21 protein-coding genes are annotated in these 17,674 nt (G+C 51.6%); 15 read left to right on the top strand and 6 right to left on the bottom strand.

Annotated elements, in window-relative coordinates; genetic code table 11:
* Positions 1-96: 96 nt before the first annotated feature.
* Positions 97-1,590, top strand: coding sequence for an amidase (locus tag G3255_RS17055; protein ID WP_211655564.1), 1,494 nt, complete (start codon positions 97-99; stop codon positions 1,588-1,590).
* An 80-nt stretch (positions 1,591-1,670) separates the two neighbouring features.
* Here G3255_RS17055 and G3255_RS17050 read toward each other — a convergent pair whose 3' ends face one another.
* Both G3255_RS17050 and G3255_RS17045 read right to left on the bottom strand, forming a co-directional pair.
* Positions 1,671-2,954 (bottom strand): L-lactate MFS transporter, encoded by a 1,284-nt coding sequence (locus tag G3255_RS17050; protein ID WP_211655563.1) that lies wholly within the window; start codon positions 2,952-2,954, stop codon positions 1,671-1,673.
* A gap of 560 nt (positions 2,955-3,514) precedes the next feature.
* Positions 3,515-4,444 carry a LysR family transcriptional regulator gene (locus G3255_RS17045; RefSeq protein WP_211655562.1) on the bottom strand — a complete coding sequence of 310 codons (930 nt, stop codon included), beginning with the start codon at positions 4,442-4,444 and terminating at the stop codon, positions 3,515-3,517.
* 153 nt (positions 4,445-4,597) lie between these two features.
* Here G3255_RS17045 and G3255_RS17040 point away from each other — a divergent pair, with 153 nt between their 5' ends.
* From G3255_RS17040 to G3255_RS17015, 6 genes are all read left to right on the top strand, one after another.
* Positions 4,598-6,202 (top strand): gamma-glutamyltransferase family protein, encoded by a 1,605-nt coding sequence (locus G3255_RS17040; protein ID WP_211655561.1) that lies wholly within the window; start codon positions 4,598-4,600, stop codon positions 6,200-6,202.
* A complete protein-coding gene (locus G3255_RS17035) occupies positions 6,196-6,765 on the top strand; it encodes a chromate transporter (RefSeq protein WP_442757083.1) in 570 nt (189 codons plus the stop codon). The genes G3255_RS17040 and G3255_RS17035 overlap by 7 nt, the downstream gene beginning before the upstream one ends.
* Complete coding sequence (locus G3255_RS17030) at positions 6,762-7,301, top strand: chromate transporter (RefSeq protein ID WP_121299160.1); 540 nt, start codon at positions 6,762-6,764, stop codon at positions 7,299-7,301. The genes G3255_RS17035 and G3255_RS17030 overlap by 4 nt, the downstream gene beginning before the upstream one ends.
* A gap of 94 nt (positions 7,302-7,395) precedes the next feature.
* The gene (locus G3255_RS17025; protein WP_211655560.1) at positions 7,396-8,076 is read left to right on the top strand and encodes a FusB/FusC family EF-G-binding protein; all 681 of its coding nucleotides are present in this window, start codon (positions 7,396-7,398) and stop codon (positions 8,074-8,076) included.
* The gene (locus G3255_RS17020) at positions 8,077-8,376 is read left to right on the top strand and encodes a hypothetical protein (RefSeq protein ID WP_211655559.1); all 300 of its coding nucleotides are present in this window, start codon (positions 8,077-8,079) and stop codon (positions 8,374-8,376) included.
* A gap of 103 nt (positions 8,377-8,479) precedes the next feature.
* A complete protein-coding gene (locus tag G3255_RS17015) occupies positions 8,480-9,370 on the top strand; it encodes a fumarylacetoacetate hydrolase family protein (protein WP_211655558.1) in 891 nt (296 codons plus the stop codon).
* Positions 9,371-9,412: 42 nt separating this feature from the next.
* Here G3255_RS17015 and G3255_RS17010 read toward each other — a convergent pair whose 3' ends face one another.
* On the bottom strand, positions 9,413-10,162 hold the full coding sequence (locus G3255_RS17010) for an SDR family NAD(P)-dependent oxidoreductase (protein WP_211655557.1): 750 nt from the start codon (positions 10,160-10,162) through the stop codon (positions 9,413-9,415).
* 172 nt (positions 10,163-10,334) lie between these two features.
* On the opposite strand from G3255_RS17010, the gene G3255_RS17005 reads away from it, so the two are divergent.
* From G3255_RS17005 to G3255_RS16985, 5 genes are all read left to right on the top strand, one after another.
* Complete coding sequence (locus G3255_RS17005; RefSeq protein ID WP_211655556.1) at positions 10,335-11,591, top strand: Y-family DNA polymerase; 1,257 nt, start codon at positions 10,335-10,337, stop codon at positions 11,589-11,591.
* Positions 11,592-11,737: 146 nt separating this feature from the next.
* Entirely contained in the window at positions 11,738-12,856 is a 1,119-nt protein-coding gene (locus G3255_RS17000) for a GTP-binding protein (protein WP_211655555.1), read from the top strand.
* 15 nt (positions 12,857-12,871) lie between these two features.
* Positions 12,872-13,021, top strand: coding sequence for a 50S ribosomal protein L33 (rpmG, locus tag G3255_RS16995; protein WP_211655554.1), 150 nt, complete (start codon positions 12,872-12,874; stop codon positions 13,019-13,021).
* A gap of 39 nt (positions 13,022-13,060) precedes the next feature.
* Positions 13,061-13,330, top strand: a complete 270-nt coding sequence (gene rpsN / locus G3255_RS16990) for a 30S ribosomal protein S14 (RefSeq protein ID WP_068487709.1) — start codon at positions 13,061-13,063, stop codon at positions 13,328-13,330.
* Between the two features lie 22 nt (positions 13,331-13,352).
* The gene (locus G3255_RS16985; RefSeq protein ID WP_211655553.1) at positions 13,353-13,706 is read left to right on the top strand and encodes a hypothetical protein; all 354 of its coding nucleotides are present in this window, start codon (positions 13,353-13,355) and stop codon (positions 13,704-13,706) included.
* An 87-nt stretch (positions 13,707-13,793) separates the two neighbouring features.
* On the opposite strand, the gene G3255_RS16980 is transcribed toward G3255_RS16985, so the two are convergent.
* The gene (locus tag G3255_RS16980) at positions 13,794-15,020 is read right to left on the bottom strand and encodes an MFS transporter (RefSeq protein ID WP_211655552.1); all 1,227 of its coding nucleotides are present in this window, start codon (positions 15,018-15,020) and stop codon (positions 13,794-13,796) included.
* Positions 15,017-15,691, bottom strand: a complete 675-nt coding sequence (locus G3255_RS16975) for an ArsR/SmtB family transcription factor (RefSeq protein WP_211655551.1) — start codon at positions 15,689-15,691, stop codon at positions 15,017-15,019. The genes G3255_RS16980 and G3255_RS16975 overlap by 4 nt, the downstream gene beginning before the upstream one ends.
* 180 nt (positions 15,692-15,871) lie before the next feature.
* On the opposite strand from G3255_RS16975, the gene G3255_RS16970 reads away from it, so the two are divergent.
* From G3255_RS16970 to G3255_RS16960, 3 genes are read left to right on the top strand one after another with little or no spacing between them, the layout of a single operon-like run.
* Complete coding sequence (locus tag G3255_RS16970; RefSeq protein WP_211655550.1) at positions 15,872-16,114, top strand: hypothetical protein; 243 nt, start codon at positions 15,872-15,874, stop codon at positions 16,112-16,114.
* Between the two features lie 46 nt (positions 16,115-16,160).
* Entirely contained in the window at positions 16,161-16,403 is a 243-nt protein-coding gene (locus tag G3255_RS16965) for a hypothetical protein (RefSeq protein ID WP_211655549.1), read from the top strand.
* Positions 16,393-16,785, top strand: a complete 393-nt coding sequence (locus G3255_RS16960) for an NUDIX hydrolase (RefSeq protein WP_211655548.1) — start codon at positions 16,393-16,395, stop codon at positions 16,783-16,785. The genes G3255_RS16965 and G3255_RS16960 overlap by 11 nt, the downstream gene beginning before the upstream one ends.
* An 89-nt stretch (positions 16,786-16,874) precedes the next feature.
* On the opposite strand, the gene G3255_RS16955 is transcribed toward G3255_RS16960, so the two are convergent.
* Positions 16,875-17,651, bottom strand: a complete 777-nt coding sequence (locus tag G3255_RS16955; RefSeq protein ID WP_211655547.1) for a potassium channel family protein — start codon at positions 17,649-17,651, stop codon at positions 16,875-16,877.
* Positions 17,652-17,674 lie beyond the last annotated feature (23 nt).

The raw sequence follows: 17,674 nt of genomic DNA, 5'->3' as shown, positions 1-17,674 counted from the left end.
CTCATCGAACCCCTGGCTATTTGCCAGTCTCAGGAAATGCTACACTTGAGAATGAGAAACAACTGGACTGATCTAAGGGAAACGGGGGCATACGGAATGGATATGAAAACATACTTGTCGCTCGATGCGACAGCGCTTGCGGAACTGGTGAAAAAAGGGGAAGTTAGCCCAAGGGAATTGGTGGAACTGAGCTTTCAGCGTCTGGATGAAGTGGAGCCGAAACTTCATGCTTTCACAGCGGAGCGCCACGAACAGGCATTGCTGGAGGCGGAGAATGCGAGAGGCGGCATTCTTGGCGGCGTGCCGGTTGCCTTGAAGAACATCTCGCAAGCACTCGCCGGCCAGCGCTTGAGTGCAGGATCGAAATTACTGGCAGACTTCCGCCCGGAACGCGATTCTCATTTCGTCGCGCGCTTAAAAGCAGCCGGTCTCATCCCGGTCGGCCACACAAATACGCCGGAATTCGGCTTGAAGAATATTTCAGAACCGGAGTTATTTGGCCCGACGCATAATCCGTGGAATACGGATCACTCCCCAGGCGGCTCAAGCGGCGGGGCAGCGGCCGCTGTCGCCTCGGGCATCGTGCCGGTCGCCGGTGCCAGCGACGGGGGCGGATCGATCCGCATCCCTGCATCATTCACGGGTTTGTTCGGCCTCAAGCCGACACGCGGCAGAACGCCTGTCGGGCCGGGAGCCGGACGACAATGGCAAGGGGCATCGATCGATTTTGCGCTTAGCCGGACGGTGCGGGACAGCGCTGCACTGCTCGATGCATTGCAGATCATTCAGCCAGAAGCCGCGTTTCAAACGCCGCTGTTTCCGGGCAACTATACGCAACAACTGGACCGGGAGTTTAACGGGCCGCTGACAATCGCGTTTTCGCTGGAATCGCCTGTTGGGACGCTGGTGTCAGAAGATGCGAAACAAGCCGTGCTGAAGACGGTGCGCTGGCTTGAAGAGCAGGGGCATCGAGTCGAAGAACAAGCCCCTGACATCGACGGCGTCCAATTGATGCGCGAGTATTATTTGATGAACAGCGGGGAAATGGCATTGCTTCAGAAAAATCTGGAGAAAACATTCGGCCGGCGCTTGTCGGAAGACGATATGGAAATTGAGTCCTGGCTTTTGGCAACGGCCGGCAAACGGGTTTCGGCCGCTGATTATTCGGCGAGCCTTGCCGCATGGGATGCAGCGGCTGCAAAAATGGCGGAATTGCACGCGCGTTTTGATTTCTACATTACTCCCGCGACAGCACACCCTGCCCCGGAAATCGGTGAATTGAGCCATTCTAAAGAATCGCGTACACGCTTATTGCAAGCACTCGACATGGCTCGTGATGCAACGGATCAGCAAGAATTAATCTATGCAATGTTCTTGCCGAGCCTCAGCTATACGCCATTCACGCAACTGGCGAACTTGACCGGCCAGCCGGCGATGTCCTTGCCGCTTCACGTGACCGAGGCGAACTTGCCGATCGGCGTCCAAGTGATGGCGCAAAAAGGCGAAGAGCATCGCTTGCTGCAGCTCGCGAGACAGATCGAACAAAGTGACTTGTGGATCGGCCAGCGCGGAAACCCGTTCTTTCAATGAATTAACTTGGATCATGTTAGATAGAAGAAGATAGAAAAAGCCCAGGAAAAGGAATGCCTTTTCCTGGGCTTTCGTGCGTTTTAAGAAGAAACGGCTTGTTGAGTCGCTTGGACCTTGTCGTCTTTTTCGTAATTGCGTTCCACACGGCGGATATCCATACGGATCAAGATGGACAAGACAAGTGCAACGGAGATCAATCCGATGAAGATATAGAAAACCGGTACATAGCTGTTGGTTGCGGAATAGACTTGTGACACGATCGCCGGCCCGATGATGCCGCCGAGAGACCAAGTCGTCAGCAAATAGCCGTGGATGGCGCCAAGCTGTCTCGTGCCGAACATGTCGCCGATAAAGGCCGGCAAGTTCGAGAAGCCGCCGCCATAGCAAGAAACAATCAGCAAGATGAACACTTGGAAAATGATGACGTTGGTGATGCCCGGAAGCATGACGAAAGCGACGATCTGAATGATGAAGAACATCATGAACACGGTCGGCCGCCCGATGTAATCGGAAATCGCGGCCCAGCCGAGGCGTCCGCCGCCGTTGAAGATCCCCATGATACCGACAAGTGTCGCGGCACCCGCTGCCGTCAAGCCGACCAATTCCTGTGCCATAGGAGACGCCACCGAAATAATCATGATGCCGGCGCTGACGTTGATGAGCATCATCGTCCACAACATCCAGAAGCGGCGTGTTTTCACGGCCTGCCTGGCTGTCAGTTGTGCCAAGTCTTTCTTCATGACCTTTTTGCCTGAAGCAAGATCCGCTTCCATTCCTTTAGGCATGAACCCTTCAGGCGGCGGTGCGATATAGGAAGCACCGAGTGAGATTAAGATGAAATAACTGATGCCGAGAATATAGAAAGTAGTCGTCACGCCGACAGAAGCAATCAAGCTCGCTGCAACCGGAGCGGTGATGAGTGCACCGGCGCCAAAGCCCATGACGGCCATGCCAGTCGCGAGGCCGCGGCGGTCAGGAAACCATTTGACGAGTGTCGAAATCGGTGCGATATACCCGACCCCGAGCCCCATCCCGCTCATGAATCCGTATGTAAGCAAGAACAGCATGAGTGAATCGATTTGCGTGGCAAACCCAGCGCCCGCTTGCCCGAGACCGAATAAGAAAGCGGCTACCATGGCGGATTTCCGCGGCCCGTTCTTTTCGACGAAGCCGCCGAAGAACGCAGCGGAAATCCCGCCGAGCGCCATCATGATCGTGAAGGCGTAGGTGATTTCCGTTGGAGACCAGCCCATCGTTTCGCTGATGGGTTTCGTATAGACGCTGTAGGCATAAGCCGCTCCGATCGACAATTGGATCGCGATGGCGGATAAAGCAATCAGCCATCTGTTTTTATTAGTCTTCATTGTGAAATTCCTCCTTTGTGAGTGCAACTGTTGTTTCGAGAATACATGCTTTTCACTATTTCGACAAACTAATTTTCAGAATAGAAAAACTAATCTAACAAGAAAATGACATTACTGTTAAAGGAGAGCATCGACTTGTGTGTTCAAAGAGACAAAAAACGCTCTTTTTTAATGAAAAAGAAACAAAACGGGTGATTTAAAGTAAGCGTTTTCAAAAAATCATAAATTGAATTGGGAGTATATACTCATTTTTCGCTGAGGGAGAAATTTTCTGGTTTAGAGGAGAGATTCTATGCGTAGGAAAGATGGGGGAGGGTCTGAAAGCCAGTGTTCATGCGGTTTTGAAGCTCGTCAGAAAAAGAATTTAAATTATTCTAAAATATTCTGCTTCAGTTATCAATTTCTCTCTTTCAGAAGGAAAAATGCTATTTCAGGCAATATAATTATTGGGATATAAGAAAACCGGAAACCCTTGGCTTTTGAGGGGTTTCCGGTTCTGAAATGTAACGGCAATCCAGGAGCTACTGTACAGCTAAATGAAAATAAATCGAAAATGCTCCTCACAGATCCGCTAACCGCTTCTTCGTATGCACCGATACTTTTTCATCGAGAACATAAGAGTCGAGAAAGTCTAGGAACAGCTGGGCGGCCTGTGTATGGAAGCTCGCGCGGTGGGTGATGTAATGGAAACGGCTCTTGTTCGGGAAATCAGCCAGTGTAATGGCGCCGATTGACCCGGTTTTTGTTTCGCTTTTGACGGTGGATTCCGATAGATAGGAAATGCCAAGGCCGAGCGCGACCGATTCCTTGATCGTTTGTGAGCTGCCGAAGCTCATCACTTTTTTCGGCGCAATGCCGAGCTGAGCGAACAGCTTGTCGGTCACGTCGCGCGTACCGGAGCCGGGTTCGCGGATAATCCAGGTTTCCGCTTCAAGCAAACGGCGGTCGACCTGTGAATGGCGGATGAGCGGATGGTTGGGACGTGCGATGATGACCATTTCCTCTTCTGTGAACAATTTGGTGTCGGCATCACTGCCGCTCGCTTCCCCTTCGACAATAAAACCGATATCCAGTTCCTGCTTATGGATCTGCTCGATAATGGTTTTCGAATTATGGATGGTGATGTTTGGCGTGATGTTCGGGTGGCGCTTGCTGAAGGCGTAGATGATGCCCGGCAAAAAGTATTCACCGAATGTATAGGCAGCGCCGATCGACAAGGGCATGGCTGTGGATGGTTCGAGTTCCGTGAGTGCCAGCTTTAATTGATCATACTTTAAGAGAATTTCTTTGGACTGGGCATACATCACTTGCCCGGCTTCCGTTAGTTGGACATATTTATTGCTGCGCTCGAACAGCCGGACGCCTAATTTATTTTCCAGGGCTTTGATGCTTAAGGAAATGGCGGAAGGTGTCATGTGCAATAGTTCGGCTGCGCGCGTAAAGCTTTTTTGTTCAGCGGTTGTGACAAAAATCTCCAATTTGTGATCCAATACATCCACCTCGATGAGTTTTTTTCATTATACTATTAAATATATTTAATTTTACTTATTTGAATCACTCCCGTAAAATTTGAATAATATGAAAAGTTCATTTCGCTCAAGAACATTCTATAGCTTGAGTAATACATAATAGGAGGAATCACAATGGATTACACGAATCACCCTTTCCCTGGGAAACGCCATACGGTCTTTGGCAAAAAAGGCATGGTCGCGACATCGCAGCCACTTGCCGCACAGACGGGTCTTGAAATCTTGAAAAAAGGCGGAAACGCCATTGATGCCGCGATTGCGACCGCTGCGACCTTGACCGTCGTTGAACCGACCTCAAATGGTATCGGTGGCGATGCGTTCGCGCTAGTATGGGTCAAAGGCGAGCTGCACGGGCTGAATGCTTCCGGGCCTTCCCCTCAAGAACTTACGATTGATGCGGTGAAAGCGAAAGGGCATGACAAGATGCCAACACACGGGTTGGTGCCGATTACGGTGCCAGGCGTCCCTTCTGCTTGGGCAGAGCTGTCGAAGCGTTTCGGCAAATTATCGCTTGCGGAAACATTGGAGCCGGCGATCCGCTACGCGGAAGAAGGCTATCCATTGACGCCGATTCTCGGCAAGTACTGGAAAAAAGCGTATGAGACCTTCAAAAAGAATTTCACCACAAAGGAATTTGAAGCATGGTTTGAAACTTTCGCACCGGACGGCCGCGCGCCGGAAATCGGCGAAATGTGGAAATCACCAGGACATGCCGACACGCTCCGCAAAATCGGCGACACCGATGCGAAAGCCTTTTATGAAGGCGAGCTGGCAGAGAAAATCGATAGCTTCATGGCTGAACACGGCGGTTTTTTGAAAAAACAAGACTTGGCGGCGTATAAAGCGGAATGGGTCAAGCCGATCTCGACCAGCTATAAAGGACATGAAGTATGGGAAATTCCGCCGAATGGCCAGGGCATGGTCGCGCAAATGGCGCTCAATATCTTCAAGCAGCTGGACGCACCCGTGTGGCAACAAGCCAATACGCTGCATCAGCAAATTGAATCGATGAAACTGGCTTATACAGACGGCCAGGCATTCATTACTGAACAAACGGACATGCCGGTGACGGCTGAACATTTATTGTCAGACGATTATGCAGCGAGCCGTGCAAAAGAAATCGGCACGGAAGCGATCGACCCGGTCGCGTACGAACTGCCAAAAGGCGGAACGGTCTATCTCGCAGCGGCCGATGAAGAAGGCAATATGATTTCATATATCCAAAGCAATTATATGGGCTTCGGTTCAGGGATCGTCATTCCGGGAACAGGCATCGGCTTGCAGAACCGCGGCGCGGATTTCTCGCTTGATGAAAGCCACCCGAATGCTTTGAAACCCGGCAAACGCACTTTCCATACGATCATTCCCGGATTTTTGACGAAAGCGGGTGAAGCGGTCGGGCCGTTCGGCGTCATGGGCGGCTATATGCAGCCACAGGGCCATTTCCAAGTGGTCGTGAATACGCTTGATTATCTGCTTAATCCGCAAGCGGCACTCGATATGCCGCGCTGGCAATGGATGGGCGGCAAGAAAGTCACCGTGGAAGCGGAGTTCCCGAACTATTTGGCGCAGGAATTGCAGCGCAAAGGGCATCAAGTGGAAGTGATGGCAGATCCGGGAAGCTTCGGGCGCGGCCAGATCATCTGGCGCAATCCGGAAACAGGCGTGCTTGCAGGCGGCACGGAATCCCGTACGGACGGGGCGATTGCTGTTTGGTAAAAAAACAAGGCGTCAAATCGATTGATCTCACCATGGCCTTCTTCCGGGCAGGCATGCTTGGCTTCGGCGGCGGCCCGGCAGTCATCCCGATCATGCAGCGTGATGTCGTGGAGCGCTACGGTTGGATGACAGACGAAGAATACGGCGACACAATCGCCTTATCGAACACGATGCCGGGGCCGATCGCGACCAAGCTCGCAGGCTATATCGGCTACCGGGTAGCGGGGCTTCGCGGCTGCTTGATCGCACTCGCTGCCTCCATCATCCCGACCGTCGTCTTGATGATTCTCCTGCTCGGCATCCTGCAAAACTATAAAGACGTGCCGTGGGTTGCGAATATGTCGAATGCGGTCGTTCCGGTCGTTGCCGTCATGCTCGGTGTCCTGACCTGGAATTTCATCCAGCAATCCGAGAAGGCGCTCGGCTGGAGCAAGGCCATTCTATTGATTGTGGTCTCCGTCATTTTGCTCGAAGTGCTCGGCATCCACCCGGCCTTTCTTATCGCCGGCTTGATTCTTCTGGTCCTCGTGCCATTCATTAAAAGGACGGTGAAGAGAACATGATCTACTGGCAGATATTCCTGGCGTTTTTCATTCCTGGCATCCTTGGTTACGGGGGCGGGCCGGCATCGATCCCGCTCGTCGAGAAGGAGGTCGTGGACCGCTATGGCTGGATGGATACCCAGGAGTTCAGTGAAGTGCTGGCGCTCGGCAACTCTTTGCCCGGCCCGATCGCGACAAAAATGGCGGGCTATGTCGGCTATGCCGAAGGAGGCGTGCTCGGGGCAGTGGTTGGCCTGTTCGGCGCCGTCGCCCCTTCGTTGATTTTGATGATTGCGCTGATGGCGATTCTTTTTAAATACAAAGATTCACGCGAAGTGAAAAACATCTCGAAAGTCGTCAAGCCGGTCATCGCCGTGTTGATCGGCGTCATGACACTCGACTTCATCCTGACCTCAGAAGCGTCACTCGGCGGTATCCAGACCGCGATCCTGATGGTGGCCAGCTACCTGATGCTCGAGAAATGGAAACTGCATCCCGCCTTGGTCATCGGTTTAGCGCTGCTTTACGGCGCTGTCACGGGAATTTTCATAGCTTAAGGGAAGGCATCCTGACTTCAGGGTGCCTTTTCTGCGATGACGGACAAAATATGGTAAAATCACAGGAAAGTCATACCTTTCAAGGAGGCTAGCGATGGCTATCATCAAAGAATCGACGGACCGGACGAATGTTTCAGGGCAGCCCGAAGCGTTTATCCGCAACCATCAATATAATTTCATTAAAGAGCAGGCCTTAACGCTCGTGACGGCACATGCGACGGCGAATGATGCAGAAGTGTTGAGCGTGCTGCGCCATTTAAGCCATGAAAAAGTATTCGCTATGTTCCCGGTGTTAACGGAAGAGCAGAAGAATGTATTGCGCCCGCTGACGGCGGTGAAAGACACTAACGCTGCGGAAGAGTTTCTGTCGGGGCTGCGCCCTTACTTGATTCCTTTTCCAAGCGTCAAGCTCGACGATTTGAAGCGCTTGTTTCCAAAAGCGAAAAGGCTGAAAGGGCCGAATCTCCCGGCAATGGATTTTCATGCCTTATCGTATTTGTCCTGGCAGGAAAACACCAACCGCTTTTTGGTGGCCGAACGGAACGGCCGCCTGCAAACCGTGAGCGGCCAATTCGGCGCGAGCCGCAAGCAAGGTGTCTGCATGATTTGCCATAAACACAGTTCGGTTGGCTTATTCATGGCCAAGACCAAAGGGGCGAATCTCGACAGCTACGTCAAGCACGGCCAGTACATCTGTGCAGATGGAGCGGCGTGCAACGCCCGACTGACGACCGTTGACCGCCTCGAAAAATTTTTAGATCGGCTGGAACGCTAAATGGCACAGGGCATGGATTGGGTGTGGCTAATCGGTTTGTCATTAGGGGCTGTTGGTGCGGTGTATGTATTGCTGAACCAGCAAATCCAGGCATTGGAGGTGCGCATGAAGCATATGTCAAAACGCATTGAGCAATTGGAAGCGGAAGTAACCTTGGAAGAACCGGCGATCAATGGCGAGCTGCGGCGCTTGATCGCTGAAGGGCAGGAAGTCCGGGCCGTGAAAGCGGCACGTGTCGCTTTCGGCTATTCGCTCCTAGAAGCGAAACAATATATTGATGGACTAAAAGAGAATGATTGAAACCAGCAGGCTTTCCTCTAGAAGGAAAGCCTGTTTTTCTGTGTTTCGGCAGGGTTTTGGCCGGAAGAAACCGAAATAAAGGGAAAGGAAAGGGGGAGGTGTGATGCGCCTCGCGACAATCCAGTGGAACGGCACGGAAGAAGCGGCACTGGTCATGAAGGATGGCTTTTTGCCATTGCGCAAGCTCAACGAACATACGGCGGAAAACTGGCCGACCGATTTGTTTACGCTGATCGAAACAGGAGAACTCGAGCTCTTGAAGAGGTGGCTGAGAGAAGAATTCGAACGCATGCCTGAAGGGGCGCTCGAGGCATCACTTATGCCGTTTTCCGAAGCGGATTACGCGCCTTTATATCGCCATCCGCGAAAAATCTGGGGCATCGGGCTAAATTACGCCGAGCATGCGGCCGATTTGAAACAAGTATCGCCCGACACCGAACCGGCGAGTTTCATGAAACCCGATACGGCGATTATCGGGCCGGGCGATGTAATCGAGCTGCCCAGTCAGTCAAACCGGGTGACGGCGGAAGCGGAGCTCGGCATCATTATCGGAACGGAATGCAAAGACGTCTCAAGAGAAGATGCATTCGATGTGGTGGCGGGTTTCACGACGATTATCGATATGACCGCTGAAGACATTCTCGAGAAAAATCCGCGCTATTTGACGCGCGCGAAGAGCTTTGACACCTTCTTCAGTTTCGGCCCAGAACTCGTGACGCCTGACGAAGTGGAGGCTGTGCTTGACCTGACGGTGGCGACCGTCAAGAACGGGGAAGTCCACCGGAAAAACAGCGTCTCGAATATGACGTTCCGGCCGCGGGAGCTCATAGCGTTTCATTCGGAAGTAATGACGCTATTGCCTGGAGACATCATCTCAACCGGAACGCCGGGTGCAGTCGTCATCCGTGACGGCGATGTGGTCGAATGCCGCATCGATGGATTTAAGACTTTGTACAATGCGGTTGAAGATTTGAAATTGACGGGCCGTGAATAAATAAAAGACGGACATCCCCGAATCGAAGGTGTCCGTCTTTTTCTATAATGCGGCCATGCCGCCATCTACGCGGTACTGGGCGCCTGAGATGAACGTGCTTTCATCGGAAGCGAGGAACAGCACCAGATTGGAGATTTCTTCGGATTCGGCGTAGCGGCCGAGCGGAATGGTTTTCGACAAGGTTTTTTCGGTTGTACCGAGCCCTTCCTCGAGCGAGCGCATCATGCGTGAATTGACCGGCGATGGATGGACCGAATTGACGCGGACTTGATGTCGCGCACTTTCGTAAGCCGCGGCTTTCGTCAAGCCGACGACTGCGTGCTTTGATGTGATATAGGGGCTGACATTCGGTGAACCGCTATGGCCTGACACCGATGACATATTGATGACGCTCCCGGAGCCTTGCTTGTACATGACCGGCAATACATGCTTCGTGCCGAGAAAGACGCCGCGCACATTGATCGCGATGACTTGGTCGAAATCTTCCACCGTTTGCTCGGTGAGCGGAGCAACTTTCCCTTCGATCCCTGCATTATTGAAGAACACGTCGATCTTGCCGAACGCTTCGACCGCTTTATCGACATAGTTTTTGACGTCTGCTTCTTTGGAAACATCCGCTTGGACAATCTCCACTTCGCCACCGAGTTCTTGCTTCGTTTCTTGGAGTGCCTGTTCGGAAATATCGACGAGCACAACTTTTGCCCCTTCTTCTAAAAAACGTTTCGCCGTCACTTTCCCGATAACGCCAGCGCCTCCAGTAATGACGGCCACTTTCCCTTGCAATCTTGCCATTCTGTTTTGCCCCCTTTGAATTGATCTTCCGAGCTTTCTCTCTTAGATTACCGATTATCTGGAATTAGTTCAAAACATTCTGTCTTTTTCGGATATACCTTTCTTTTGCCTCTTGCCGCTTTCCAGCTTTTCCATTAAAATAAGAACAAACGTTCTATATAGGAGTGGCAGCATGGGAAAACAAACAGGAAAGCCCCGTTATATTGCCTGTATCGACATGCGCAGTTTCTACGCCAGCTGTTCAGCGGTCGAGCGCGGACTTGATCCGATGGAAGCGTGCATCGCCATCGTCGGCAACCAGGAGCGAAAAGGCAGCGTCGTGCTCGCAGCCTCGCCGGAAATGAAAAAACGCTTCGGCGTCAAAACCGGCACACGGCTATTTGAAATTCCGGATCATCCGGATATCCTGCTCATTGAGCCGAGGATGCAGTTTTACTTAGAGATTTCGATGGCCATTACGGACCTATTCGCCCAGTATGTCCCGAAAGAAGACATTCATGTCTACAGCGTTGATGAGAGTTTCATCGATTTGACGGGCATCATCCATTTGTACGGAACTCCTGAAAAAGCAGCGATCGATATGCAGGATTCGATCATGCGCCAGTTCGGCTTGCCGTCTGCAGTCGGCATCGGGCCGAATATGCTGCTGGCCAAGCTTGCACTCGACCTCGAAGGCAAGAAAAAAGGGCTCGCGCATTGGACGATGAAAGACGTGCCGAGAAAATTATGGCCAGTTTCCCCGCTCAGCAAAATGTGGGGCATCGGCAGCCGGATGGAGCGCAACCTCAATAATATGGGGATATTCACAGTCGGTGACTTGGCGAGGGCGGACGTCAAACGGCTAGAGGACCGCTTCGGGATCATGGGCCACCAGCTGCACCAGCACGCGCGCGGCATCGATTATTCGGAGCTCGGGTCGTTGCTTATCGAAGGGCAGAAAAGCTTCGGGAAAGGCCAAATTCTTTACCGCGATTATGAAACGCGTGAAGATATCCTGACGATTGTGCTGGAAATGTGCGAAGACGTGGCGATGCGTACGCGGGAAGCGCGCATGGCCGGGCGCACGATCCATCTCGGCATGAGCTATAGCAAAACTTCATTCGGCGGTGGGTTCTCCCGCTCACGTTCGATCGACGAAGCGACCAACGACACCTTGAAAATCTACGCCGTGTGCAAAGAACTGTTCCGGGAATTTTACACAGGCCAGCCCGTCCGGCAAATTTCGCTGTCCATCACCAATCTGGAGGACGAAACTTCAATGCAGCTAAGCTTGTTCGAAGCGGATAAATGGCAAAGGCGGCGCCTCGGCGCGGCGATGGATGCGATCAAGCGCAAGCACGGGCCGACCGCGATTTACCGTGGCGTTTCCGGTACAGACGCCGGCACGGCGATTGACCGCACGAAGCTGATCGGCGGGCATAAAAAATGAAGTGTTTGATATAAAGCAAGCCTTGCCAATACGGCAGGGCTTTTTATTCTGCTGAAAAAATACTTGCACAAATGATCAAAGCGCTTTAATATATAAAGCGTAACCGTTACGATTTATTGATTGAAACAATAAAGGAGTTAGATCATATGGACGAGCGCATCCCCATTACTGTATTGAGCGGATACCTGGGCGCGGGCAAGACGACGCTATTGAATCATATTTTAACGAACCGCGAAGGCTTAAAAGTCGCAGTCATCGTCAACGACATGAGCGAAGTGAATATCGACAGTGCACTTGTCCAAAACGGCGGCTTTTCCCGCACAGAAGAAAAACTGGTCGAAATGCAAAATGGCTGTATTTGCTGCACATTGCGCGAAGACTTGATCGTGGAAGTCGAGAAGTTGGCGAGTGAGGGCGATATCGATTATATTGTCATCGAATCGTCCGGCATCAGTGAGCCGGTTCCAGTCGCACAGACCTTCAGTTATATGGACGACGCGCTCGGCGTGGATCTATCCGCCATGTGCCGTCTCGATACGATGGTGACGGTCGTCGACGGTCACGGTTTCTGGCGTGATTTCGCTTCCGGCGAAACTTTGCTCGACCGAAAAGAAGGCGCGACGGAATCCGATGAACGGGAAATTTCCGATTTGCTCATCGATCAGATCGAGTTTGCGGATGTGATCCTGTTGAACAAAACCGACCAGCTCACAAATGATAAAGCAGACGAGCTGCACGGCGTTCTGCGGGCCTTAAATCCGTCTGCGAATATTCTCCGCACCGAACGCTCGCAAGTGCCACTCGGTGAAGTGCTCAACACTGGACGTTTTGATTTGGACAAAGCGAGCCAAGGCGCCGGTTGGATCAAAGAACTCAACGAAGAACACGTGCCGGAAACCGAAGAATATGGCATCGCTTCCTTCGTTTACCGTAGCCAAACACCATTTCATCCGGAGCGCTTGTTCCACTGGATCATGGACTGGCCGGTGGAAGTGGTCCGTGCCAAAGGATTTTTGCGCATCGCCATACGTGACGAGACGGCCACGTTATTATCGCAGGCAGGGCCTGCTGCGAGCCTGGAGACAGCCGGAGCGTGGGACGAAACGTACGGCGTGAAAATGACCGAATTGGTGCTGATCGGCATCAAGATGGACCAACAAGAGATCATCCAATCGTTGGATAGCTGCTTGCTGACACAACAAGAACTGGCGGAAGACTGGAGCGGGTTCAATGATCCGCTGCCGCAAACAGCCATGACCCATTAAAAAGGAGGAACGAATATGAGAGTGAATATTACACTGGCCTGCACAGAAACGGGCGACCGCAATTACTCGACGACCAAAAACAAGCGCAACAACCCGGAGCGCATCGAATTGAGAAAATACTGCCCACGTTTGAAAAAAGTGACTTTGCACCGCGAAACAAAGTAATCTAGCGAAAATTATTGCATAATAGAGAGGAGCCTATCGATGGCCAAGAAATCAAAAGTAGCACGCGATAAAAAACAACGTGAAATGGTGGCGCGCTATGCGGAACTCCGCAAAGAACTGAAAGCGCAAGGCGATCACGAAGCATTGGCGAAACTGCCAAAAGACTCGTCGCCGACCCGTTTGAAGAACCGTTGCGAAGTGACGGGACGCCCGCGCGGCTTCATGCGCAAATTCGGCATGTCCCGCATCGCATTCCGCGACCTTGCACATAAAGGGCAGATCCCCGGCGTCAAAAAATCAAGCTGGTAAGACAATAAAGGAGGCGTGGGCAATGAACGATGGCATGATTGCCTATTTGCTGAAAAGCGAAGTGGCGAAACTGGGCGAGGAGCAGCGGCAACTATACCGCTTCATCATAGAGCTGGAAGATGCGCTGGCTGAACAAGCGGATACCGTGGAGGAATTTCGCCACTTGCTGGTGCTTCATTCGCCGTTCGAGCAGGCAGCTTACCGTTTCAACCGCTCGTTCAAGGAGATCTCCGCCATGATGCAACAAATCGAAGCAGAACTCGGCGATAAAATCGAAGCCCGCCAAGAACGCGCCAAATGGCTCGACTACACGGACCGTTTCGCCGGTGAAGCAGGGCAGGAAGACAAGCAGGTTTTTCTGTTCATCAGTGAATGAACTTCATCTGAATACGCTAAAGCCGCCAGAGAGTTTTCTCTGGCGGCTTTTTTATTGTTGCGATATTCGGTGTAGCGATTTCTTTAACTAGCTTGCTTTCTCCGGAAGCGTTTCTTTCATGCGCAGCGCAGCCATCACACCGGCCATCATCGGCAGAAGGGCAACCAGGCCAATCGCCCATTCGACATTGATGACGTCGGTCAAGATGCCGGCGAACAGTGCGCCGAAGGCATAGCCGCTGTCGCGGAATGAACGATAGACGCCCATTGAAGAAGCACGCCAAGAAGGTGCGGCCACGTCGCTGATCGCCGCTTGCAAGGTCGGATAGACCATTGCGGTCCCAAGGCCGAGCAGGACGGATGCCAAAATCCATAAGCTGTATTGATCGACCATCAGCAACAGCCATAGCGAAGCAGCCTGCAGCCACATGCCGCCGGCGATCAGCCATTTCCGGCCCCAGCGGTCACTCAAGAATCCGGTGAACAATTGGAAAAAGCCCCAGGCGGCCGGATACAAAGCGACAAGCAAGCCGATTTCCGGAACGCTTAGCCCGACACCGGCGAAAAATAGCGGAAACAAGCCCCACGCCATGCCATCTTTCAAATTCGTGGAAAGCCCGGCGAAGGTGGCGGTCGACAGTGTCGGATTTTTGAACGCTGTGCGCTTGAACACTTCCCCTGCGGAAAGGGCCGCCTCTTGTGACGACGATTTGGCCTGACGCTTCAAGTGTTCGCCGGTATCCCGGACGAGAAACGATAGCATAAGGCCGATCGCTACGACTGCCAATCCAATATAGAACGGTTCGGGACGGTTCGAGAAAGTCGCAGCGACGTAACCGGACAAAGCCGCCATGACGGCAACGCCGGTATAGCCCGCAAATTCGTTGAGCCCGACCGCAAGACCGCGTTCTGTCGGCTTCGCAAGGTCGATCTTCATATTGACCGTCATCGACCAGGCGAGGCCTTGGTTAATGCCGAGAAAAATATTGGCGACGACGATCATCCACCAGGCATCGGCGAAAATGACGAGCAGCGGCACAAAAAGCCCCGCACTCCAGCCGACGATCAGCACTTTTTTGCGGCCCAGCCGGTCGGCGATGGCGCCGGCAAAATAATTGACGATCGCTTTCGAGAAACCGAAGCTGATGATGAACGATAGCGCCGCACTCGCTGAAGCGAGCCCAAATTCTTCTTCGCCGATAATCGGCAGGACAGTCCGTTCAAGCCCGACCATCGAACCGACAAAAAAGTTCGTCAGCACGAGCAGGAGAAACTGGGCGATATTTTCTTTAATGCCGAATTGGATGTTTCTCATCGAATCTCCCTACCGTCCGCATCGATTTCCTGGGAAATGGACGAATCTGCTGGCCCTTCATCCAAGCGGTACGCTTCAAACCCGCGTTCAAGCAGAAAACGTACAGCATCACTCGCATACAGGCAATAAGCGCCCCGGCAATATGCAATGACTTTCTTGCCAACCGGCAACTGTGCCAGTTTCTCTTCGAGCTGCGCTAGCGGAATCGACACGGCATCCGTCAAGTGGCGGCTGGCGTACTCATCTTCAGCCCGAACGTCGATCAACACCGCGCGTCCGCTAGCCACTTCTTCCAATGCCACAGCCGAGGACATGACCGGAACCGCACCACCCGCTGTCGTTTCCATCGTCCGGACCTCGCCCATATCGGGAAATTGCCGTTCAGCGAGCCGTTTCGTCAACTGCAATAATTCGGCGACTTCAGCGTCGGCAAGTTTATAACAATGATGGTTTTTCACTTTCGAAGAAGCGACCAAACGCGCTTCGCGCAATGCCTGTAGATGCTGTGACGTATTCGCCACCGACATATGTGTCTCTTTCGCTAGGCGTTCCACCGTCTTCGGTCCCTGCGCCAAATAATCGAGCAGCTCGAAACGTCTTGGGCTCGATAAAGCTTTGCTGATTTTCGTGAAATGCCCATAGGCGAAATTTTTGAATTCCCGTGCTTCCATCCGGATCACTCCTTATCTATTCAATTAATCACTTGAATAGATAAAAGTGTAAAGGAATGCATTAAGTGTTGTAAAGAGTGAAAGCTTGAAGGAGGCGTATGGATAGCGCAAGAAAGTTTTCAGCTGTACATGAAACCTTTGCGAGAAATAGGCGTAAAATAACAAAAGGAGTCGAGAACGATGACGCGTTGCGCGAGCTGCAAATACCGCTGGAAGTCTAAAGAAAAGCATTGGCTGTATGAATTGGGGGATGGTTGCCCATGCCCGAACTGCGGTATCATCCAGTACATGAAAGTAGAAAATCACACATTTCGGGACATGTTGTTTTGGGCAACTTGGTGGGAGTTGGTATGGGATATAAAAGACCATCTGTTTATGAAGCTAAGCAGTGAAAATGAGGAAACGCAATTGAAGAAACGCTGACATTTTGTATACATAGAAGAAAATAAGATGGAAAAGGGTGATAAGCGTGGCACATTGCACAAATTGCGGAGTTAAATGGAAAGCGAAAGATATCTGGAAACTGGGCATGGCAAAAGACGGCAAGAACTGTCCATCTTGCGGCGCGAGGCAGTACGTATCGTTCAATAATGGCGGATTTTTGATGGGGCTCGGGTATGTGAGCGGAACGATCGGCCTGTTGCTCATCGTACTGTTTCCGTATTATATCCGTCTAAGCAACCGAAAAGACAAAGAGCTGTATGGCGAATAGAGGATCAGTTGTACTCATTGAAGAAGGTCGCGTAGCACTGATCGAACGAACACGCGACGGCTCTGTGTATTATGTGTTTCCGGGCGGCGACATTCAGCAACATGAAACGCCGGAAGCGGCAGCGAAAAGGGAAGCATTCGAGGAACTCGGCGTGCAAGTGGAAATCGAAGGGCTTTTTACAAAAACAGACTATGAAGGCGATCAGTATTTTTTTATGGCAAAGAGAACCGGGGGAATTTTCGGCACCGGCCTTGGCGATGAATACACCGATTCAAGCCGCGGCCGTGGCACCTATCTTGCGGTGTGGATCGGGCTGGATGTAATAGACAGGATTGATGTAAAGCCGAGCGAAGTGGCTGTGAAAATAAAAGAAGCTTTCTAAAGGGAAATTGCGAGCACTGCATGCGGGGCAGGATATACAATCAAAAAAACCGGAAAGCAGGGAGTCCCTGCTTTCCGGTTTCTTTCATCTTATTGGGCTTCAGAAAAAATGGAGTTAATCGCCATTTTAGCGATTGTGCCGTTCGACATGATGAATTTATCGACCTTAATATGCGAGAAATTCGGGAGATGTTCTTCCCGTTCCACTTCAACAGTCGTATAGACGCCGGGTGACATTCTTTCTACAGCTGTAGCTACTAGAAGGGATTTGCCATCTGTCAGCATTTGGTCTTCGATGCGGTCATCGGCAAAAATGAGGACCGCTTTCGCTTGTTCTACATTTGCTTGTCTCAGTATGTTTTCATGCGTGGCGTTTCCTCTGACGTAATGAACTCGTGTATTGATCTCTTTTGCTTTCTCCATCCGATCAATGACGACCACTTCAGTTTGCTCATCTTGTTTCAGGATTTCTGCAATAGCATTTTCAGCTTTATATGACCAATCAATAATGACAATGTGATTCCGCCCTTTATACATCAACTCGCCTCTTTCTTTCCGTTTTCTGTGCAAGGTCAAGCTTTCAATCGCTTTTCCAATAAAGGATGCAAACAACCCGATCCCGATGATGTAAAGAAAGACCACTGTAAATATTCTTCCATCGGTAGTTGTAGGATACAGATCACCGTAACCGACAGTCAATATGGTCGTCATCGTGAACCATAAAGAATCAGCGTAGCTGGTGAACGTCGACGGCTCGATCACAGGCAATGTGAATGTGCTGAAAACAATCAGGATGATGGTGCTGACCGTGAGTATAAGCCAGGACAAGCTCGTCGCCTGGAGGTAAAGACGGCGAAGAATAATCACTTATTTTCCCCTCCTTCTTAAAG

The sequence above is a fragment of the Planococcus sp. MSAK28401 genome, assembly GCF_018283455.1.
In the GTDB taxonomy this organism is placed as follows: Bacteria; Bacillota; Bacilli; order Bacillales_A; family Planococcaceae; genus Planococcus; species Planococcus alpniumensis.
Note: the sequence above shows the minus strand (reverse complement) of the source record. Positions and strands in the feature narration are given on the sequence as shown.